Annotated in this window: 18 protein-coding genes; 1 reads left to right on the plus strand and 17 read right to left on the minus strand. The window is 72.9% G+C overall.

Features of this window, described 5'->3' with window-relative positions; all coding sequences use genetic code 11:
- Window positions 1–100 precede the first annotated feature (100 nt).
- Window positions 101–796: an LON peptidase substrate-binding domain-containing protein gene (locus KBX00_RS25055; protein WP_210830516.1), complete on the plus strand. Its 696-nt coding sequence runs from the start codon at window positions 101–103 to the stop codon at window positions 794–796.
- On the opposite strand, the gene KBX00_RS25060 is transcribed toward KBX00_RS25055, so the two are convergent.
- The 17 genes from KBX00_RS25060 to KBX00_RS25140 all read right to left on the minus strand — a co-directional run bounded on the left by KBX00_RS25060 (window position 708) and on the right by KBX00_RS25140 (window position 16,822).
- Window positions 708–1,736: a DUF2567 domain-containing protein gene (locus KBX00_RS25060; protein WP_307869073.1), complete on the minus strand. Its 1,029-nt coding sequence runs from the start codon at window positions 1,734–1,736 to the stop codon at window positions 708–710. The genes KBX00_RS25055 and KBX00_RS25060 overlap by 89 nt on opposite strands.
- 94 nt (window positions 1,737–1,830) lie before the next feature.
- Window positions 1,831–3,240, minus strand: coding sequence for an AAA family ATPase (locus KBX00_RS25065; RefSeq protein WP_210830517.1), 1,410 nt, complete (start codon window positions 3,238–3,240; stop codon window positions 1,831–1,833).
- Between the two features lie 96 nt (window positions 3,241–3,336).
- The gene (locus KBX00_RS25070; protein WP_210830518.1) at window positions 3,337–4,419 is read right to left on the minus strand and encodes a hypothetical protein; all 1,083 of its coding nucleotides are present in this window, start codon (window positions 4,417–4,419) and stop codon (window positions 3,337–3,339) included.
- Between the two features lie 41 nt (window positions 4,420–4,460).
- A complete protein-coding gene (locus KBX00_RS25075; protein ID WP_210830519.1) occupies window positions 4,461–5,405 on the minus strand; it encodes an RluA family pseudouridine synthase in 945 nt (314 codons plus the stop codon).
- Window positions 5,402–6,079 carry a signal peptidase II gene (gene lspA / locus KBX00_RS25080; protein ID WP_210830520.1) on the minus strand — a complete coding sequence of 226 codons (678 nt, stop codon included), beginning with the start codon at window positions 6,077–6,079 and terminating at the stop codon, window positions 5,402–5,404. The genes KBX00_RS25075 and lspA overlap by 4 nt, the downstream gene beginning before the upstream one ends.
- Before the next feature lie 67 nt (window positions 6,080–6,146).
- Window positions 6,147–6,566, minus strand: coding sequence for a TraR/DksA C4-type zinc finger protein (locus KBX00_RS25085; protein ID WP_164449180.1), 420 nt, complete (start codon window positions 6,564–6,566; stop codon window positions 6,147–6,149).
- Between the two features lie 232 nt (window positions 6,567–6,798).
- On the minus strand, window positions 6,799–7,113 hold the full coding sequence (locus KBX00_RS25090) for a DUF167 domain-containing protein (protein WP_210830521.1): 315 nt from the start codon (window positions 7,111–7,113) through the stop codon (window positions 6,799–6,801).
- A 1-nt stretch (window position 7,114) separates the two neighbouring features.
- Window positions 7,115–7,687 carry a hypothetical protein gene (locus tag KBX00_RS25095; protein WP_210830522.1) on the minus strand — a complete coding sequence of 191 codons (573 nt, stop codon included), beginning with the start codon at window positions 7,685–7,687 and terminating at the stop codon, window positions 7,115–7,117.
- A 74-nt stretch (window positions 7,688–7,761) separates the two neighbouring features.
- Window positions 7,762–8,565 carry a DivIVA domain-containing protein gene (locus KBX00_RS25100; RefSeq protein ID WP_210830523.1) on the minus strand — a complete coding sequence of 268 codons (804 nt, stop codon included), beginning with the start codon at window positions 8,563–8,565 and terminating at the stop codon, window positions 7,762–7,764.
- A gap of 44 nt (window positions 8,566–8,609) precedes the next feature.
- Entirely contained in the window at window positions 8,610–8,915 is a 306-nt protein-coding gene (locus tag KBX00_RS25105) for a YggT family protein (protein ID WP_093401140.1), read from the minus strand.
- Window positions 8,916–8,944: 29 nt separating this feature from the next.
- Window positions 8,945–9,628: a cell division protein SepF gene (locus KBX00_RS25110; protein WP_210830524.1), complete on the minus strand. Its 684-nt coding sequence runs from the start codon at window positions 9,626–9,628 to the stop codon at window positions 8,945–8,947.
- Window positions 9,629–9,821: 193 nt separating this feature from the next.
- Complete coding sequence (locus KBX00_RS25115) at window positions 9,822–10,571, minus strand: YggS family pyridoxal phosphate-dependent enzyme (RefSeq protein WP_210830525.1); 750 nt, start codon at window positions 10,569–10,571, stop codon at window positions 9,822–9,824.
- A 9-nt stretch (window positions 10,572–10,580) separates the two neighbouring features.
- The gene (ftsZ, locus tag KBX00_RS25120; RefSeq protein ID WP_093401143.1) at window positions 10,581–11,696 is read right to left on the minus strand and encodes a cell division protein FtsZ; all 1,116 of its coding nucleotides are present in this window, start codon (window positions 11,694–11,696) and stop codon (window positions 10,581–10,583) included.
- A 240-nt stretch (window positions 11,697–11,936) separates the two neighbouring features.
- Window positions 11,937–12,716, minus strand: coding sequence for an FtsQ-type POTRA domain-containing protein (locus KBX00_RS25125; protein WP_210830533.1), 780 nt, complete (start codon window positions 12,714–12,716; stop codon window positions 11,937–11,939).
- Between the two features lie 32 nt (window positions 12,717–12,748).
- A complete protein-coding gene (gene murC, locus KBX00_RS25130; protein ID WP_210830526.1) occupies window positions 12,749–14,275 on the minus strand; it encodes a UDP-N-acetylmuramate--L-alanine ligase in 1,527 nt (508 codons plus the stop codon).
- 31 nt (window positions 14,276–14,306) lie between these two features.
- A complete protein-coding gene (gene murG / locus KBX00_RS25135; RefSeq protein WP_210830527.1) occupies window positions 14,307–15,413 on the minus strand; it encodes an undecaprenyldiphospho-muramoylpentapeptide beta-N-acetylglucosaminyltransferase in 1,107 nt (368 codons plus the stop codon).
- A complete protein-coding gene (locus tag KBX00_RS25140; protein ID WP_210830534.1) occupies window positions 15,413–16,822 on the minus strand; it encodes a putative peptidoglycan glycosyltransferase FtsW in 1,410 nt (469 codons plus the stop codon). Before KBX00_RS25140 ends, murG begins: the two co-directional genes overlap by 1 nt.
- Between the last annotated feature and the right edge of the window lie 344 nt (window positions 16,823–17,166).

Consider the following 17,166-nt stretch of genomic DNA (forward strand, 5'->3'; position numbering starts at 1 on the left):
AGTCTAGGCGGCCGTCCGCCGGGCCGACCGGCGCCGCCCGCTGTCCGGGACGGTGAGCCGGGACACGCCGCCGCCCGCCGATCGGGCTACGCTTGATCACGTGACCGCACGGCTACCGGTGTTCCCGCTCGCCACGGTGCTCTTTCCCGGGCTGGTGCTGCCGCTGCACATCTTCGAGGAGCGTTACCGCGCGCTGGTCCGGGACCTGGTCGCGTTGCCCGACGGGGCGCCGCGCGAGTTCGGGGTGGTGGCCATCCGCAGCGGCTGGGAGGTCGCCGCCGGCGCCGGTCAGGACATGTCCGGCGACGTCACCCTGCACGAGGTGGGCTGCACGGCCGAGCTGCGGCAGGTCACCGAGTTGGACGACGGGGGCTTCGACATCGTCACCGTGGGGCGGCGACGCTTCCGGGTGGGCGAGGTCGACCGGAACTCCGCGCCATACCTGACCGCCGAGGTCCAGTGGTTGCCCGAACCGGACGGCCCGGACGAGACCGCCGACCTGCTGGCGGCCCGGGTGATCGCCGTCTTCCGGCAGTACCTGGGGCTGATCCGGGCCGAGGCCGGTGAGCTGACCGAGCAGTTGCCGGAGGACCCGACGGTGCTGTCCCACCTGGTCGCCGCGACCGCGGCGTTGACGGTGACCGACCGCCAGCGACTGCTCGCCATCGACGACACGGCGGCCCGGCTCCGCGCCGAACTGCGTCTGCTCAACCGCGAGGCGGCGCTGCTTCGCCAGGTGCGGGCGGTTCCGGTGCCGCTGGCGGAACTGGCCTCGCCTCCACCGGCCCCGAACTGACCCCGCCCCGCCGCCCCGCCGACCCCGGATCGGCCTCGCCCTGCCGGCCCACGGACCCCGGACCGGCCTCGTCGCCCGGTCCCGCCGGTCCGGACCCGGCCCCTCCGGCTGCTCCCGCCGGCCCGGCGGGCAGCGACGGATACGCGGCGAGCCAGGCTCCGTCCGGCTCCGGCTCGGGCCGCAGCGACGGCCACCGCGACCAGCCGGCGAGCAGGGTGTACGTCACCGCGGCGGCGAACGCCGGCAGCAGCACGTTGCCGTAGGGCACCGGCAACACCCCGAGGAACAGCTCGATCCCGCCGGCCCGCAGCTCGGCCGGCTTGCTGAAGCGCGTGCCCTCCGGGGCGGTGTCCAGCAGCCGCTGGTAGCCGGCCAGGCCGACCCGACGCCCCACCTGCCAGGCGACCAACGCGGCGGCCAGCGCACCGACCGCCCCGACGACCAGCCCGACCGGTCCCCGGTGGCGGCGCAACAGGAACCACACGGCGAGCGCGGTGAGCACCCCGAACGCCAGCCCGAGCAGGCTGAACCACCCGTCGGCGGCGATCGGCTGTTCCGGTTGCGCCTGGCCGTAGACCGCGCCGTCGCCACTCTTGACGACCGGCGTGTCCGGCGCGACCGCCGCCCAGAGCCATCCCAGCGGCGCCCCCAGCAGCCCCAGCACCAGCACCGTCGCCACCCCGAGCGCCGCCACCCGGCCACGCCCACCCGTCGACGCGACACCCTCCGTCCCCGCCTCGACGGCGGGCACGGTGGCCTCGGCGGCCGGCGCGGCGTTCGGCTCGGTGACCTTGGCACCCGGGTGGGCAGCCGACTCGGTGGACGACACAGCGGCGTCCGTCGCCGGCTGGCTGGTCGATCCGGTCGTCGGCTCGGTCGGCGGCGAGGAGGCAGCCGACGGCCGGGCGGGCGGTTCGGCAGCGGGGGTGGTCGGACTCACCCGATGATCCTCGCAGCTACCGTCGTAGCTCGTACACCGTGTGGCGGCAGCCGGCGCCGCGAGCCGCCCGGCACGCCCGCCCGTCCAGGTTCGGTCAGCGGCCGAAGGGCTCCAGCATCGCCGCGGCCGCCCGCAACCAGGACTGCCGGGTCTCGCCCTGGAGCTGGTGGTACTCGATCGACGAGCCGGTCTCCAGCGCCGGGTCGTACGGCACCACGGTCACCGCCCGGGTCCGGGTGGCGAAGTGCTTCTCCAGGTCGTTCTGCAACGGCAACCGGCCCGGCGTGGGGCAGGAGATCAACGTGACGGCGTTGTCGGCCAGCTCACCCATCCCCTCCTCGTGCAGCAGGTCGAGCATCCAGTCGGCGCTGAACGCGGCGTCCTCGCGGGGCACCGTGGTGACCACCAGCTGATCGGCCGCCTGCATGACCGTGCGCCAGTTCGGGCTCTCCACGTTGTTGCCGGTGTCCACACAGATCACGTCGTGGGTGCGCCGCAGCAACTCCAGCACCCGCTTGACGGTGAACTGATCCAGTCGTTGGGCGAACCGGGGGCTCTCCTCACCGGCCAGCACGTCGTACGACCCGTCGGAGGCGTGCCGCAGGTAGTCGTCGAGGATCTCCAGCAGCTCCGGGCCCTCCCGGATCTCGATCTGCACGAGATCGGCGACCAGGTGCCGGATCGTCCGGGCGTGCCGGGCGCTGCCGGCGCGCAACCCGAGCGTGCCGCGCAGCTCGTTGTCGTCCCAGGCGAGCACGCCACGGCCGCGTACGCTGCCGACGGTGGCGGCGGCCAGCACGGTGGCCGTCGTCTTGTGCACCCCGCCCTTCGGGTTGGCGAAGGCGATCACCCGGGGCGTGCCCAGATCACGACGGAGCACGGCGGCGGCCCGTTCGAGGTCGTTGCCGGCGCTCTGCGACCGCCATTCGATCCGCCCTGGACGGCCCGCCACCGTTGCCGGTGGCGCCATGGCCGGCGGCGGGGTCACCGGTGCCACCGCCGGCGACGGTGCCGCCTGCGGCAGCGTGCTCGGCGGCGCCACGGCCGCCGAGTGCGGCTGGTAGCCACCGTTGTCCAGCAGGGCGTACCGGGACTCCACCGGTGGCCCGGCATGCCGGTAGCCGTTGTCCAACAGGGTGTACCGCGACTCGACCGGCTCCGGCCGACGCGGCTCCGGCACCGCCGGGTACGCCGGCGGCCCCGGCTGTCCCCGGTACGGCTGGGCGGGACGCGCCGGGTCGACCCGGTAGGCGGGTTCGGCGCGATAGGCCGGCTCCTCGCCGTACGGCCGGTCCGCCGGCTGCCCGACGGCCGGTACCCGGCCCGCATAGCCGCTGCCCGGCCCCCGCTGCGGCAACGGCTCGGGCGACGGCGCCGGCTCCTCGCCTCGCCGCTCGGCGGCCGGCTCTGCGCTGCGACCGCCGAGGCGGGCTCGGTCGAGCAGCGCCCGCCACCGCGGTGCCGGTTCGGCGGGCCGTCCCCAACCGGTCTCGCTGCCCTCCACGGATCGCCTCCCCAGCGCTTCGGTCTCCGTCTGACAGGCTACGAACGAAAGCCTACTGGGGCCACACCGGGCGGCGCCCGGATCTGTCGACAACCGTCACGGTGTCGGCTCTGAATCGTCCGCGCGGGCAGTGTCTGCCGAGGTGGACGGCGTCCATGCCGTCGCCGACGGTGCTGGCGAGGGCGACGCCGGCGACGGTGACGAATCCGTCACCCCCGGCGGTGCCGGTGAGCGGTCCGCCACGGTCGGCTCGGCCACGGTCGGCTCGGCTACGGTCGGCTCGGCTACGGTCGGTACCGGCACGGGCGGGCCGCCGGTGGTGACCGCGGTGGCGGTGGCGACGGGGGTGGCGCTCGGAGTCGGTTCCGGTGTGGCCGTCCGGTCGACCGGCGGCCGCACGACATCCCGCTGCTCGGGCAGCGGTGGAGTGAACACCGTCCGTTCCAACCGCCGGACCTCGGGCGCGGGATCCACCACCCGCACCCCGGACCGGGCCGCCACGCCGCGCAGCTTCGCCGGCTCGGCGCGTACCACCAGGGCGTAGAGGCAGGCGCACTCGGCCCGGAACGCGGCCGCCTCCGCCGCCGCGACCTGGGCACCACTGAGGTAGAGGCCGCGCAGTTCGCGTTCCTCCGGTCCGCCACCGCCAAGCGCGGTGGCCCGGGCGCGGTAGTCGGCTGCCTCCCGCTCCTTGCGCTCGGCGAGCTTGACCATCCCGGCGGTCACGTCCTCCGGCACCCGCTGGGCCGGAATGCGGACGATCTCGGTCTGCCGCTGCGGCAGCGGCACCCGTCCGAACACCACCGCGACCCCCACGTCACCGACCACCGCCGCGAGCCGGTCCGGCGTGAGGTACTCGGTGAGCGAGACCAGGGCGTACGTGCCGTCGCCGAGCGAGCCGGCCAACGCGGCCAGGTCGGCCGCCGCGGTCGCCTCGTAACGGGGGATGGAGTCACCCTCGACCACGCCCACCCGGGTCACCTCGCCGACCGTGCGGTCCGGCACCGGCGGACCACCGGTGGCGAGCACGGCGGTGGCCAGCACCGCGGTGCACGACAGCATCGCCACCCACCCGAGCAGCGGGGTGCGGCCCGGGCCGTGACCCAGCCAGGTCACGGTGTCGGCGAGGCGGGGCAGCAGTCGCTGGTCCAACTTCCGCAGCAGATCGCCGGCGCGCACGGGCGGTCCCCTCGTCGGTCGGTCGGAACGGGTGGGACACGTCAGTCGCGGAGAAGTTCCAACGCGCGTCCCAGATCGTCAGGGTAGTCGCTGACGAAGCGGACCTCGTCCCCCGTACGGGGGTGCTCGAAGCTCAACTCTCTGGCGTGCAACCACTGCCGGTCCAGTCCGAGCCGGGCGGCGAGTGTCGGATCGGCTCCGTACGTGAGGTCACCCACGCACGGATGCCGCATCGTCGAGAAGTGCACCCGGATCTGGTGGGTCCGGCCGGTCTCCAGCCGCACGTCGACCAGGCTCGCGGACGGAAACGCCTCGATGGTGTCGTAGTGGGTGATGCTCGGTTTGCCGCCGGAGACGACCGCCCAGCGGTAGTCGTGGTGCGGGTGCCGGTCGATCGGTGCGTCGATGGTGCCGCGCAACGGATCCAGGTGCCCCTGCACCACCGCGTGGTAGCGCTTCTCCACCTCGCGGTACTTGAAGGCCCGTTTCAGCACGCTGTACGCCTGCTCGCTCTTGGCCACCACCATGACGCCGGTGGTGCCGACGTCGAGGCGGTGCACGACGCCCTGACGCTCGGCGGCACCGCTGGTGGCGATCGTGTGCCCGATGGCGGCGAGGCCGCCGATCACGGTCGGGCCGGTCCACCCGGGGCTGGGATGCGCGGCCACGCCGACCGGCTTGTCCACCACCACGATGTCCTCGTCGGCGTACACCACCCGCAGGCCCGGCACGGCCCGGGGCACCACCACCGGTGCGGCGGCCGGCGCGGGCAGCGTCACCTCCAGCCAGGAACCCGCCCGCACCTTGTGCGAGTTGGGACGTACCGCGCCGTCCACGAGCGCCTCCCCGGCGTCGACGAGCGCGGCGGCGGCGGTACGGGACAGCCCGAACAGCCGGGCGACGGCCTGGTCCAGTCGCATCCCGTCGAGTCCGTCGGGTACCGGCAGGCTCCGCTGGTCGCCACCGGCGGCGAAGGTGGCCGTCACGCCCGTTCCCGCCGTCCGCCGTCGACGTCGCCCTGGTCGCCCGCCCCGGCGGGCTGCCGGGTGGCGGTGTCCTCCCCCGTTGGCGCGTCCTTCCCCGTTGGCCCCGGCCGGTCGGCGGCCGTCGCCCGGTTACCGTCGCGCTGGCGGCCGGTGAACTCCAACGCGACGGCGAGCAGTACCCCGCAGACCAGGGCACTGTCGGCGACGTTGAAGATCGGGAAGACCCGGCCGTACGGGTCGAAGACGCTGAACATGTCGACCACGTGCCCGACGAACCAGCCCGGTGCCCGGAAGATCCGGTCGATCAGGTTGCCGACGACGCCACCGACCACCAGGCCCAGCGCGATCGCCCAGGGGACCGAGCGCAGCGTCCGGGCCATCCAGGCGATCCAGCCCAGCACCCCGACCGCGATGATCGGGAAGATGAAGGTGTAGTCGCTGCCGAGGCTCCAGGCAGCCCCGCTGTTGCGGGTCAGCGACAGGTAGAGAGCCCCGCCCAGCAGCCGCACCGGCTCGCGATCGCTGAGCTCCTGCAGGGACAGGTGCTTGGTCAATAGATCGACGGCCACCGCCAACACCGCGAGCGAGAGCAGGATCGTGACGGACCGGCGCCGCGATCTCGTGACGGTGCCCGACCCGCTGGTGCCGGATCCCGCTTGCGGTGCTGCGCTCATCTGCTCCCCATCGACTGTCCCGGCGGTGCGGTCGCACCGCCGCGTGCGGACGCCGGGGAGCGTGCCGTCAGCGCCGCTCCTCCAGCTGCTTGCAGGTCACGCAGAGGGTGGCGGACGGGAACGCGGCCAGCCGCTCCACCGGGATGGGGTTGCCGCATCGCTCGCACCAGCCGTAGCCACCCTCATCGAGACGCTCGAGGGCGCGCTCGACCTGCGTGATCCGTTCCAGGATGCTGTTGGCGAGGGAGATCTCCTGCTCCCGCTCGAACGTCTTGGTCCCGGTGTCGGCCTGGTCGTCCCCGGCCGAGTCGGTGAGGCGGTCGCGCTGCAGCTCGGTGATCTCGCTCAGCGTCTGATCGTACTCGGCCCGCAGTTCCTCGTGCCGGGCCGCCAAGGCGGCTCGGATCTTCTCGGTCTCCGCGGCGCTGCGGGTGGACTTCGCCGCCGGCTTGCGGCCTGCGGTCCTGGTGTCGGCTGGCTTGGCCATCGTCGCTCCCTCGGCCACGGAGCCGCGGTGAGTCCGCGACGCCTCGACAGGGGCCGCCAGCATCGGCCGCCCCAGGTACAAAACGGGCGCGCGGCGACGGGGCCGCGCACTCCGGAGGTTGGCAAGGATACGGAACGTAAAGGCGTCCGACAACGTGCCGCACCGCAACGCCCGATCCGCCCCGGTAACTCGCCATTTCGGGGCAAAGGGAACGCTAGCAGATGACCACCACTCAGCCGGCAGGTTCGGCACCGTCCCGCAACCGGCTCAGCCGCCCGATCAGATCCGGCCCGGACGGCGTCACCAGGAAGAGTTTGTCTCTGCTCGCCGCGCCGGTGCGGAGCGACACGGTGGCCGGCCGCACGCCGAGCGCGGCAGCCAACGCGCGACGGGCGGCCTCGGTGGCCCGGCCGTCAGCCGCCGGAGGATGCACCGCGATGACGAGAGCGGGCCCGTGCGGACCGTCGAACCGGCCACCCACGCGGGCCCGGGAGACGCCCGGCTTCACCCGTACGGCGACGACCAGCGCATCGTCCGTCGGGGCCACGTCAGCGGCGCTCGATCTCCGCCAGCAACACGGTGTCCGGCGTGCAGTGGGCGCAGGGGGTGAAGCCGAGTTCGACCGCCTCCGCGACGGGCAGCGGCTCGTGCTCCCGGCCGACCAGGTGCGGGCACTCGGCGAGGTGGTACCGAGGACGGCCGTCAACGACCCGCACCTCGTCCGCGAGGCGGGCCACCCGGGCCGCCTGCTCGGCGGTGATCTCCTCGGCCGCGGGCTCGTCGTCGTACCCGTCGGCGACGCGAAACCGCTCGCGTGGCTCGGTCACCGGCGAGCCGGGTGGTTGCCGCCACCCGGCATCGCCGGTGTCCACGTCTACCGAGGTCTGCTGGGTCGGGATGCTCGGCTCCCGGCCGTCGCCGTCACGACGCGCCTGGCCACCCGGGGTGCCGCCGGGGACCGTGGCCCGGCCGGCCGCCTGGCGGGCACCGGCGACGAGTGCCACGGCGGCCAGCAGGCTGGCCCCGATCGAGACGACGAGCAGCGGGCTGGAGCCACCGGCCAGACCGAAGACCAGCAGTACCACCGCGACGAGGATGAGCGCGAGACTGATGACTATCATTGCTCACCCTCGCCGTGTCGTACCGATGAGGCAGGGCGGGTGATCGCCGCGCTGGCGGCAGTCACCGACCCGGTTCAGCGACCGGCCTCGAGCGCGCCGGAGCGGCCCCCACCGTATGACCCGGCGAGACCGGCCGCAGCCAGCCCGTTGCCGGCGGCCCGGGCACCCTCACCACGGGTCATCTCGGCCTCCAGGCCCTGACCACGACCGTCGAGGTCACGCAGCTGGCTCTCCAGGTACGCCTTGAGCCGGGTGCGGTACTCCCGCTCGAACTGCTTGAGCTCCTCGATGTGCTTCTGCAACGCGGTGCGCTTGGCGTCCAGGCCGCCCATGGCCTCCTGGTGCCGCTGCCGGGCGTCGCGCTCCAGCGCGTCGGCCTTGGCACGAGCCTCGCGGGTGACCTCCTCGGCCTTGGACCGGGCCTCGGAGAGCAGCTGGTCGGCCTCGCGGCGAGCGTCGGAGACGTGGTCGTCGGCGGTGCGCTGGGCCATCATGAGCACCCGCAGCGCCTGCTGCTCGCCGTCCGGGCCGGCCACTGCGCCACCGACGCCGACCGCGCGGACCTGCTCCAGCTCGGCCTGCATGGCGCGGGCGGCCTGCTCGGCGGCGGCCTTGTCGCGCTGCACCCGGTCGAGCTGGGCCTTGACGTCGTTCAGCTCGGCCGCCAGGCGGCCGTCGCCACCGGGGCCGGCCGGGGCACCGCCCCGCCCACCGCGCTCCACCTGGGCGCGCAGTTCGTTGTTCTCCTCGATCAGACGGGCGAGTTCGCGCTCGACCTCGTCCAGGAAGGCGTCGACCTCCTCCTCGTCGTAGCCCCGCTTGCCGATCGGCGGCTTCTTGAAGGCGACGTTGTGGACGTCGGCCGGGGTCAGCGGCATCGAAACTCCTCGGGTCAGTTGCGGCCGCGATAGCGCGTCGGTCATCAGGCGGTCCTGATGATCGCCGGCTCTAACACAAACCTCATCAGCACGAACAGGATAACCAGGAGCACAAGGGAGGCCAGGTCGATGCTCACGGTACCAATTCGCAGCGGAGGGATCACACGCCTCAACGCCCGGAGCGGGGGATCAGTGACGCTCCACACGGATTCCAGTCCGGCTGACGCTCCTCGACCGGGCTGCCAGCGGCGGCCGTACTGCAACACCGCGCTCAGTACGAAACGGGCCAGAAGAACGATCAGGAAGACATACGTGGTCAGGTAGAGGACCTGTAGCAAGATCGACAACACGGCAGGCGGCGTCCCTCGGGTCGGGCGGGTCAACTCAGGCTGAAGAACCCGCCCTCAGCGATCTTGGCCTTGTCCTCCGCGGTGACCTGGACATTGGCCGGTGAGAGCAGGAACACCCGGTTGGTCACGCGCTCGATCGTACCGCGCAGCCCGAAGGCCAACCCGGCGGCGAAGTCCACCAGACGGCGGGCATCCGCCTCGTCCATCTCGGTGAGGTTGATGATCACAGGTACCCCGTCGCGGAAGTGCTCGCCGATCGTGCGCGCCTCGCGGTAGGTGGTCGGGTGCAGCGTGGTGATCTGGTAACGCTGCTCCTCCTCCGGCACCAGCGCACGCTCACGCGGCTGCACCTGCGGGGCAAGCGCGAGGTTGTCGCGGGTGTGGTAGGTCAGCGCGCCGGACGGCTCACTGGACCGGGTTATCGACCGGACGCTTGAGCGCTCGGCCCGCTCCGGGCGCTCGGCCTCCAGCCGCTCGGCCTCGGTCAACCGAGCCGACCGCTCGCTCAGCCGGCCACGCTCACCCAGCCGTGGCCGAGGTGCCGGCGGCTCATCCGGCTCGTCCTCCTCCTCGGCGAACTCCTCGGCGTACCGGCTCTGCCGGTAGCGCGACTCCCGGTAGCCACCCTTGTCGTAGCCACCGTCGTCGTAGGCCCGCTCGTCGTCCTCTTCGACCAGTCCGAGCCAGACCCCCGCCTTGCGCAGTGCACCCATCCCCGCGCCCTTCCCGTCCGCCGTGCGGCACACGCCCCCGCCGTGTCGCCTGTCGCGAGTGGACCATCCCTGCCCACCGGACCGGAACGGCAATCCCCCGACGCGCAATTCGCGTTGCACGTCACGCCCCCGGTCGCCGGGAAGGCCGTTCCCACAAACAACACTGATGTAATTTGCTTCCCTCGCGGCCAGGCTACCGCAGCGTGGGACGCATTCCGAGCAACGCGCTGCCGACGCGGACATGTGTCGCACCGTGACCGATCGCCGCCTCCAGGTCGCCACTCATGCCGGCGGACAGCTCCGTCGCCTGCGGATGGTCCGCCCGCACCAGCGCCGCGACCGTCGCCAGCCGGGCGAAGGCGCGCTCCGGCTCCCAGCCCAGCGGTGCCACCGCCATCAGGCCAGCCAGCCGCAGCCCGTCGGCGCCGGCGACCGCCTCGGTGACCGCGCCGAGACCGACATCGGGATCGGCCGAGTCCGGCACGGCACCGCCCCGCACCGCATCTCCGTCGATGCTGACCTGCACCAGCACGTCCAACGGCCGGTCCCGGCCGATGGCGGTGACGCCGGCGTCCAACGCGGACGCCAAGCGCACGCTGTCGACCGACTGGACCACGTCCGCGTACCGCAGCACCGACTTGACCTTGTTGCGCTGCAACCGGCCGACGAAGTGCCAACGCGGGGCGACCCCGGCGGCGGCGACCTGAGCCGCCTTGGCCGCCGCCTCCTGGTCACGGTTCTCCCCCACGTCGGTCACGCCGAGGCCGACCAGTGTCACCACATCGGATGCCGGGTAGGTCTTGGTCACCGCGATCATGGTCACTTCCGCCCGGTCGCGGCCCACGGCGGCGCAGGCGTCGGCGATGCGGGAGCGTACCCGGGCCAGTCCGGCGGCGAGCTCCGCGCGCCGATCGGCTCTCGCCGGGGCTTGACTGTCGGTCATCGGCGGTGTTCAGGACCCGTTCTTGAGGAAGTCGGGCACGTCCACATCGTCGAAGAGCACCCGACGCGGAGACTGCGGCGCGGCCGGCGCGGCCGGCGACGGCAGGATCGGCGTGCTCGGCTGGGCGGGCTGGTTCTGGTTGGTCTTGCGGGCCGGCTCAGCGGCCTTGTACGCCGGTGTGCCGCCGTCGAAGCCCGCCGCGATCACGGTGACCCGCACCTCGTCGCCGAGCGCGTCGTCGATGACCGCGCCGAAGATGATGTTGGCGTCCGGATGCGCCGCGTCGGTGACCAGCTGGGCCGCGTCGTTGATCTCGAACAGACCGAGATCGGAACCACCGGCGATGGAGAGCAGCACCCCACGGGCACCGTCCATGCTCTGCTCCAGCAGCGGGCTGGAGATGGCGGCCTCGGCGGCCTCGACCGCTCGGTTCTCGCCCCGGGCGCTACCGATGCCCATCAGCGCACTGCCCGCGCCGCTCATCACGCTCTTGACGTCGGCGAAGTCCAGGTTGATCAGGCCCGGCGTGGTGATCAGGTCGGTGATGCCCTGGACACCGGAGAGCAGCACCTGGTCGGCCGTGCGGAACGCGTCCATCATGCTGATGTTGCGGTCGCCCAGCGCCAGCAGCCGGTCGTTGGGAATGACGATCAGGGTGTCGCACTGGTTACGCAGCTCGTCGATGCCGGCCTCGGCCTGCACCTGGCGGCGCTTGCCCTCGAAGGAGAAGGGGCGGGTGACCACACCGATGGTCAGCGCGCCGAGCTTGCGGGCGATGTTCGCCACCACGGGCGCGCCACCGGTGCCGGTGCCGCCGCCCTCACCGCAGGTGACGAAGACCATGTCGGCTCCCTTGAGGACCTCCTCGATCTCGTCGCGGTGGTCCTCGGCGGCGTTCTTGCCGACGTCCGGATTCGCACCGGCGCCCAGCCCCCGGGTCAGCTCGCGGCCGACGTCGAGCTTGACGTCGGCGTCGCTCATCAGCAGCGCCTGCGCGTCCGTGTTGATCGCGATGAACTCGACGCCCTTGAGCCCAACCTCGATCATCCGGTTGACGGCGTTGACGCCGCCGCCCCCGATGCCGACGACCTTGATGACCGCCAGGTAGTTGTGCGGAGGTGTCATCTCCGGTCCTTTCCCTTCGAGATTGGCTACTCCCCGACCGGCTACGGCCTGGCCGGACCGACGGTCGACGCAGCTACCACCACCGAGGTCGAGAGGTAAACCCTCACCCTCTACTAGAGGGTTAGAGTTATGTCAACCACTGATCCCCTTCGGGGCAACGTAAGCGCAGCCGAGCGATGAGCCAAGGACCGCTCCGGCGTGTCGCCGGGGTAGCGAGACTGCTCACCACTGACCGGTGGCTCACCGGAAGGTGACCACGTCCGGCGCGCTCACGTCGATCCGGGCCGCGTCCTGGTCGAGCAGCGCGGTGGCCACCCGCGCCTTGTCCGCGCCACGGGTCGCGTCGCCCCAGAACACCGTCCGGTCGTCGTGCAGCCGCAGGCTGATCCGGGCCAACCCCTCGACCCTGATCTCGACGAGCTGGTCGAGCAGCTCCGGAGTGAGCACGCCGAGCACGTCGAGCCCGGCCCGGGTGTCCGGGTCGTCCGGACCAGGCGTGGCCAGCCGTACCAGTGGCAGGCCGTCCGGGCGCTGCGGAACCGTCCGGAACACCACCCCGGCGGCGTCGACCACCGCGAACCGCTCCCCGCTCGGCACCACCGCCACACCCGTGCGCTCGGTCAGCCGTACCACCAACGCGTCCGGCCAGTCCCGGGTGACGGTGACCCGCTCCACCGGCGGCAGGGCACCGATCCGACCGGCCAACCCGGCCAGGTCCACCCGGGCCAGCGGGGCACCGTCCGGCACCCCCGCCGCGTCCCGCACCTGCACCGCCGTCACCAGCTCGGCGCCCTCCACCCGCACCTCGCGTACCCCGAACAGGCCGGTGCCCAGCAGCGTCCACGCCACCAGCCCGGCCACCGCGACCACGCCGGCCGCCACCGCCCAGGGCAGCGCCGCGCGCATCCGGCGACGCCGGGCCCGGGCCATGAACCGCCGGGTCGAGGCGGGCACCGCGTCGCGGCCGGCGCGTACCAGCTGCCACCGGCGCACCGGGCGACGCCCCGCGCCACCGTCCACACCGGTGCCGCGCCCGCGGGCCGGACCGGGACTCATTCCGCGACGGGCGCCGCGCCGTCCACGCCGACGGCTCCGGGCACGCTGCCCCCGATGCTCGTCGACCCGCCGGCCACCCCGCCGGCGACGGTACCGGTCAGCGCCGACGCGGTACGCCCCACCAACGCGACGAGCAGCTGGTCACCCATCAGCGAGATCGGTGGGGCACCCATCGTCACCACCACGTCGCCGGGCCGGGCCCGACGGGCCACCTCGGCCGGTGCCGCCTCCCACGTGTCGACGAAGACCTTCCGCTCCGCCGGTAGCGACACCGCCTCGACGAGCGCCGCCGAGCCCTCGCCGGGGCCACGCTCCTCGCCCGGCCCGAAGACCTCCAGCAGCACCAGCTCGTCGGCGATCGCCAGCGCCTCGGCGATCTCCGCCTGCAACTGCCGGGTGCGGTAGAGCCGGTAGGGCTGGAAGACGACGATCAGCCGGCCGTCACCGGCCACCTCGCGCAACGTCCGCAGGGCGAGCGTCATCGAGGTCGGGTGGTAGGCGTACTCGTCGTAGACCAGCACCCCGTCGACGTCACCCTTGCGCTCGAAGCGGCGGCGCACGCCCGGAAAGGCCGCCAGCGCGGCCTCCGCCGCCGGCAACGGCAACTCCAGCAGGTACGCGGCCAGCACCGCCGAGGCACTGTTGAGCCCCATGTGCCGGCCCGGCACCGGCAGCCGGAACTCGCCGAGCGGACGACCGTCGATGTGGGCGAGGTAGCGCACCCCTCGCGCCGAGGAGGCCATCTCGGTCAGTCGCAGGTCGGCGTCCTCGGCCTCCCCGTAGGTGTACACCCGACGCCCCTCGGCCCGCAGCGTCGCCGCCAGCCGCCGACCACCCGCATCGTCGGCGCAGGTGATGACGAAGCCGGCCGGATCGGTGAGCCGGGCGAACTCGGCGAAGGTGGCCTCCAGGTTGGCCAGATCGCCGTAGGTGTTCAGGTGGTCCGCCTCGACGTTCGTGACGATCGAGACGAACGGACGGTAGATGAGGAAGGAGCGGTCGCTCTCGTCGGCCTCGACCACGAAGTACTCGCCGGTGCCGTGGTGCGCGCCCGAGCCGACCTCGGAGATCTCTCCACCGATCACGAAGGACGGATCGACGCCGGCCTGCTGGAGCACCATGGTGACCATCGAGGTGGTGGTGGTCTTGCCGTGGGTACCGGCGACGGCCACGGTGCGGCGGCCGGTCATCGCGGCCGCGAGGGCCTCCGAGCGGTGCAGCACCCGCAGCCCCCGGCGGCGTGCCTCGACCATCTCCAGGTGGTCCGCGGGGATCGCCGAGGAGTACACGACCGTGTCCACCCCGTCGAGATTGGCCGTCTCGTGGGTCATGTGGATCGTCCCGCCGAGCGCCCGCAGGCCGGCCAGCGACGGCCACTCCCGCAGTTCGCTGCCGGAGACCGGCAGGCCCCGGGTCAGGAAGAGCCGGGCCAGCCCGCTCATCCCGACGCCACCCACGCCGATCAGGTGGATGTGGCCAAGATCCTCGGCGGTCAGCGTGCCCGCCGGGCTGAACGTGGTCATCGGGACCAACCTTTCGTTCGCGACTGCGGGGTCACCGGGCCACCGCCTCGTAGACGAAGTTGAGCAGTGCCTCGTCGCCGTCGCGTCGGCCGTAGGCCGCCGCGGCGGTACCCATCGTGTGCAGCCGCTGCGGGTCACGGATCAGCGGGATCACCGTACGTTCGAGCCAGTCCGGCGTCACCTCGGCGTCGTCGACGAGCAGGCCACCGCCGGCCTCGACCACCGGCAGCGCGTTGCGCTTCTGCTCCTGGTTGCTGTGCGGATAGGGCACGTAGATGGTGGGCAGCCCGATCGCGGCGACCTCGGCGCAGGTCATCGCCCCACCCCGGCCCAGCATCAGGTCCGCCGCCGCGTACCCGGCGTCCATGTCGGACAGGTATGGCAGCGTCACGTACGGCACCGGCAGGTCGGTCGGGACCGACACCGGCTCGTTGCGGGCACCGATCACGTGCAGCACCTGGACGCCGTTGCGGGCCAGTTCCTTGGCCGCCCCGGAAACCGCGAGGTTGATCGACCGGGCACCCTGCGAGCCACCGGCGACGAAGAGCACCGGCAGGTCGGGGCGGAGCCCGAAGTGGGCGCGCGCGGCGTTCCGCATCGCCGCCCGGTCCAGTCCGGCGATGCTGCGCCGCAGCGGCACGCCGACCACCCGGGCGTCGCGCAGCGACTCCGCCTGCGCCGGCTGGTGCGGGAAGCCGACGGCGACGTGCTTGGTGAACTTCATGCCCAACCGGTTGGCCACCCCCGGCGGCACGTTCACCTCATGGATCACGATGGGCAGTTCCCGCCGCCAGGCGGCCAGGTAGGCCGGCACCGAGACGTACCCACCGAAGCCGACCACCACGTCGGCGCGTACCTCGTCGATGACCTTGCCGGCCGCGCGGGCCGCGGTCCACATCCGGCCCGGGGTACGGACCAGGTTCATGTTGATCGAGCGGGGCAGCTGGTAGGCCGGGATGTTCCGCAGGTCGTACCCGGCCGGCGGGATCAGCTCGTTCTCCAGGCCCTTCGGTGTGCCGAGGCAGGTTATCCGGACGCCGGGGTCGTGCCGGCGCAGGCAGTCGGCGAAGGCGAGCAACGGGTAGATGTGCCCCCCGGTGCCACCTCCTGCGAGCACCACCGAACGCAGCGGACCCATCAACGTCTCCTCTCGTTCGCCGACCCGCTGCGGCCCCGGCTGTCCCGGGCGCCACGCGATGCGGCCTGGTCGTCCCTGCGCCGCTTGCGCGCCTGGGGCACGGCGCCCCGGGCGGTCGACGGCGGCGCCGAACGGCGCCGCCGGCCGGGAAGCGGCGGCAACGGTGCCCACACTAGTCGGACCCACCGGGCCGGCGGACGGGCATGCAGGGCCCGGGCCGCATCCGGTTCCGCGCGGGCGAACGAGGCCAGCATGCCGACCGCCGCGAGGGTGACCACCAGGGCGCTGCCGCCGTCGGAGATGAAGGGCAGCGGTACGCCGGTCAGTGGCAGCAGCCCGATCACGCCGCCGATGTTGATGAACGCCTGCCCGACGAGCCAGGCGGTGGCGCCGGCGGCGGCCAGTCGCCGGAACGGGTCGTCGACCCGGCGGGCGATGCGCAGGCCGGTGTAACCGAGCACGGCGAACAGGGTGACGATCACGGCGCAGCCGACCACCCCAAGCTCTTCGGCGATCACCGCGAAGATGAAGTCGTTCTCCGCGGCCGGCAGCCAGGCCCACTTGGTCCGGCCCTGGCCCAGCCCGGTGCCGAACCAACCGCCGTTGGCGATGGCGTACCGGGCCTGGACCATCTGGTAACAGAGCTGCTCCTTGCAGGCGTCCAGCGGCGGCGGGTTGAAGAAGACGGTGAGCCGGGCCAGCCGGTAGTTCTCCTCACCCCGTACGCCGGAACCGGCACCGAGCGAGGCCACCGCGACCAGCAGGCCGATGCCGAGCAGCCCGATCGCGCTGAGCGCGGCGAAGACCCGCAGCCGCACCCCGGCCGCCCAGAGCAGCCCCACCACCAGGGCCAGCAGGCAGAGCATGCTGCCCAGGTCGTTGTAGCCGACCAGCACGAAGAGCAGCCCCACCACCGGGAACAGCGGCGTGGCCAACTCCCGCCACCAGCCCAGCGCCGCACCCTTGCGAGCGAGCACGTGCGCACCCCACAACACCAGCGCGAACTTCGCCAGCTCCGAGGGTTGCAGGCTGACCTCGCCGACGTACAGCCAGAGCAGCTCGGCCTCCAGCGGGCCGATCTTCGCGTCGCCGTCGGTCAGCCGCCCGTACGCCACCAGCAGGTTCAGCAGGATCAGCAGCCCCACCGCGACCGCCAGGGTCGGTCGGCCCAGGGCCCGGTAGGTGCGCGCCGGAAGGCGCTGGCAGGCCCAGAACGCCACGATGCCGATCACCGCGAAGATCGCCTGCTTGGTCAGCGATGCCGAGGCGTTGCCGTCCTGGGCGTAGTCCCGCACGCTGGTGGCCGAGAAGACCATGGTCAGCCCGATCAGCAGCAGCAGCCCGGCGCTGGCCAACAGCAGGTGGTAGGAGGCCAGCGGCCGGGACAGCAGGCCCCGCAGCGCCGCCAGCCACCCCACCGCGTCCAGCCCACGCCACGGCCCCTCGGCGTCGCCGCCCGCCGTGCCACCGGCCCGCGCCGCACCAGCCCCGCCCGGGCTGCCCGCCCGTCCGGCCGCCGCGGTCACCGACACCTCCGGACGCGCCGGGCTGCCGGCCGGGCTCCGGCCCACCGCCACGTCGTCTCCTAGCGCCTCCCCCACAGCGTCATCATCGCCGCTGCCGCCATCCGACACCGCCGCTATCGCCCACTCGGCGTGTCGCACTTGCCCCCACCGCGTTGATCATGAAGTTGTTGTCGCGCCACGCCGGGGCGGAGTGACAACAACTTCATGATCGACGCTGGGGGTGGGGT

Origin of the sequence: Micromonospora sp. C95 (assembly GCF_018070465.1) — a bacterium.
GTDB lineage: Bacteria > Actinomycetota > Actinomycetes > Mycobacteriales > Micromonosporaceae > Micromonospora.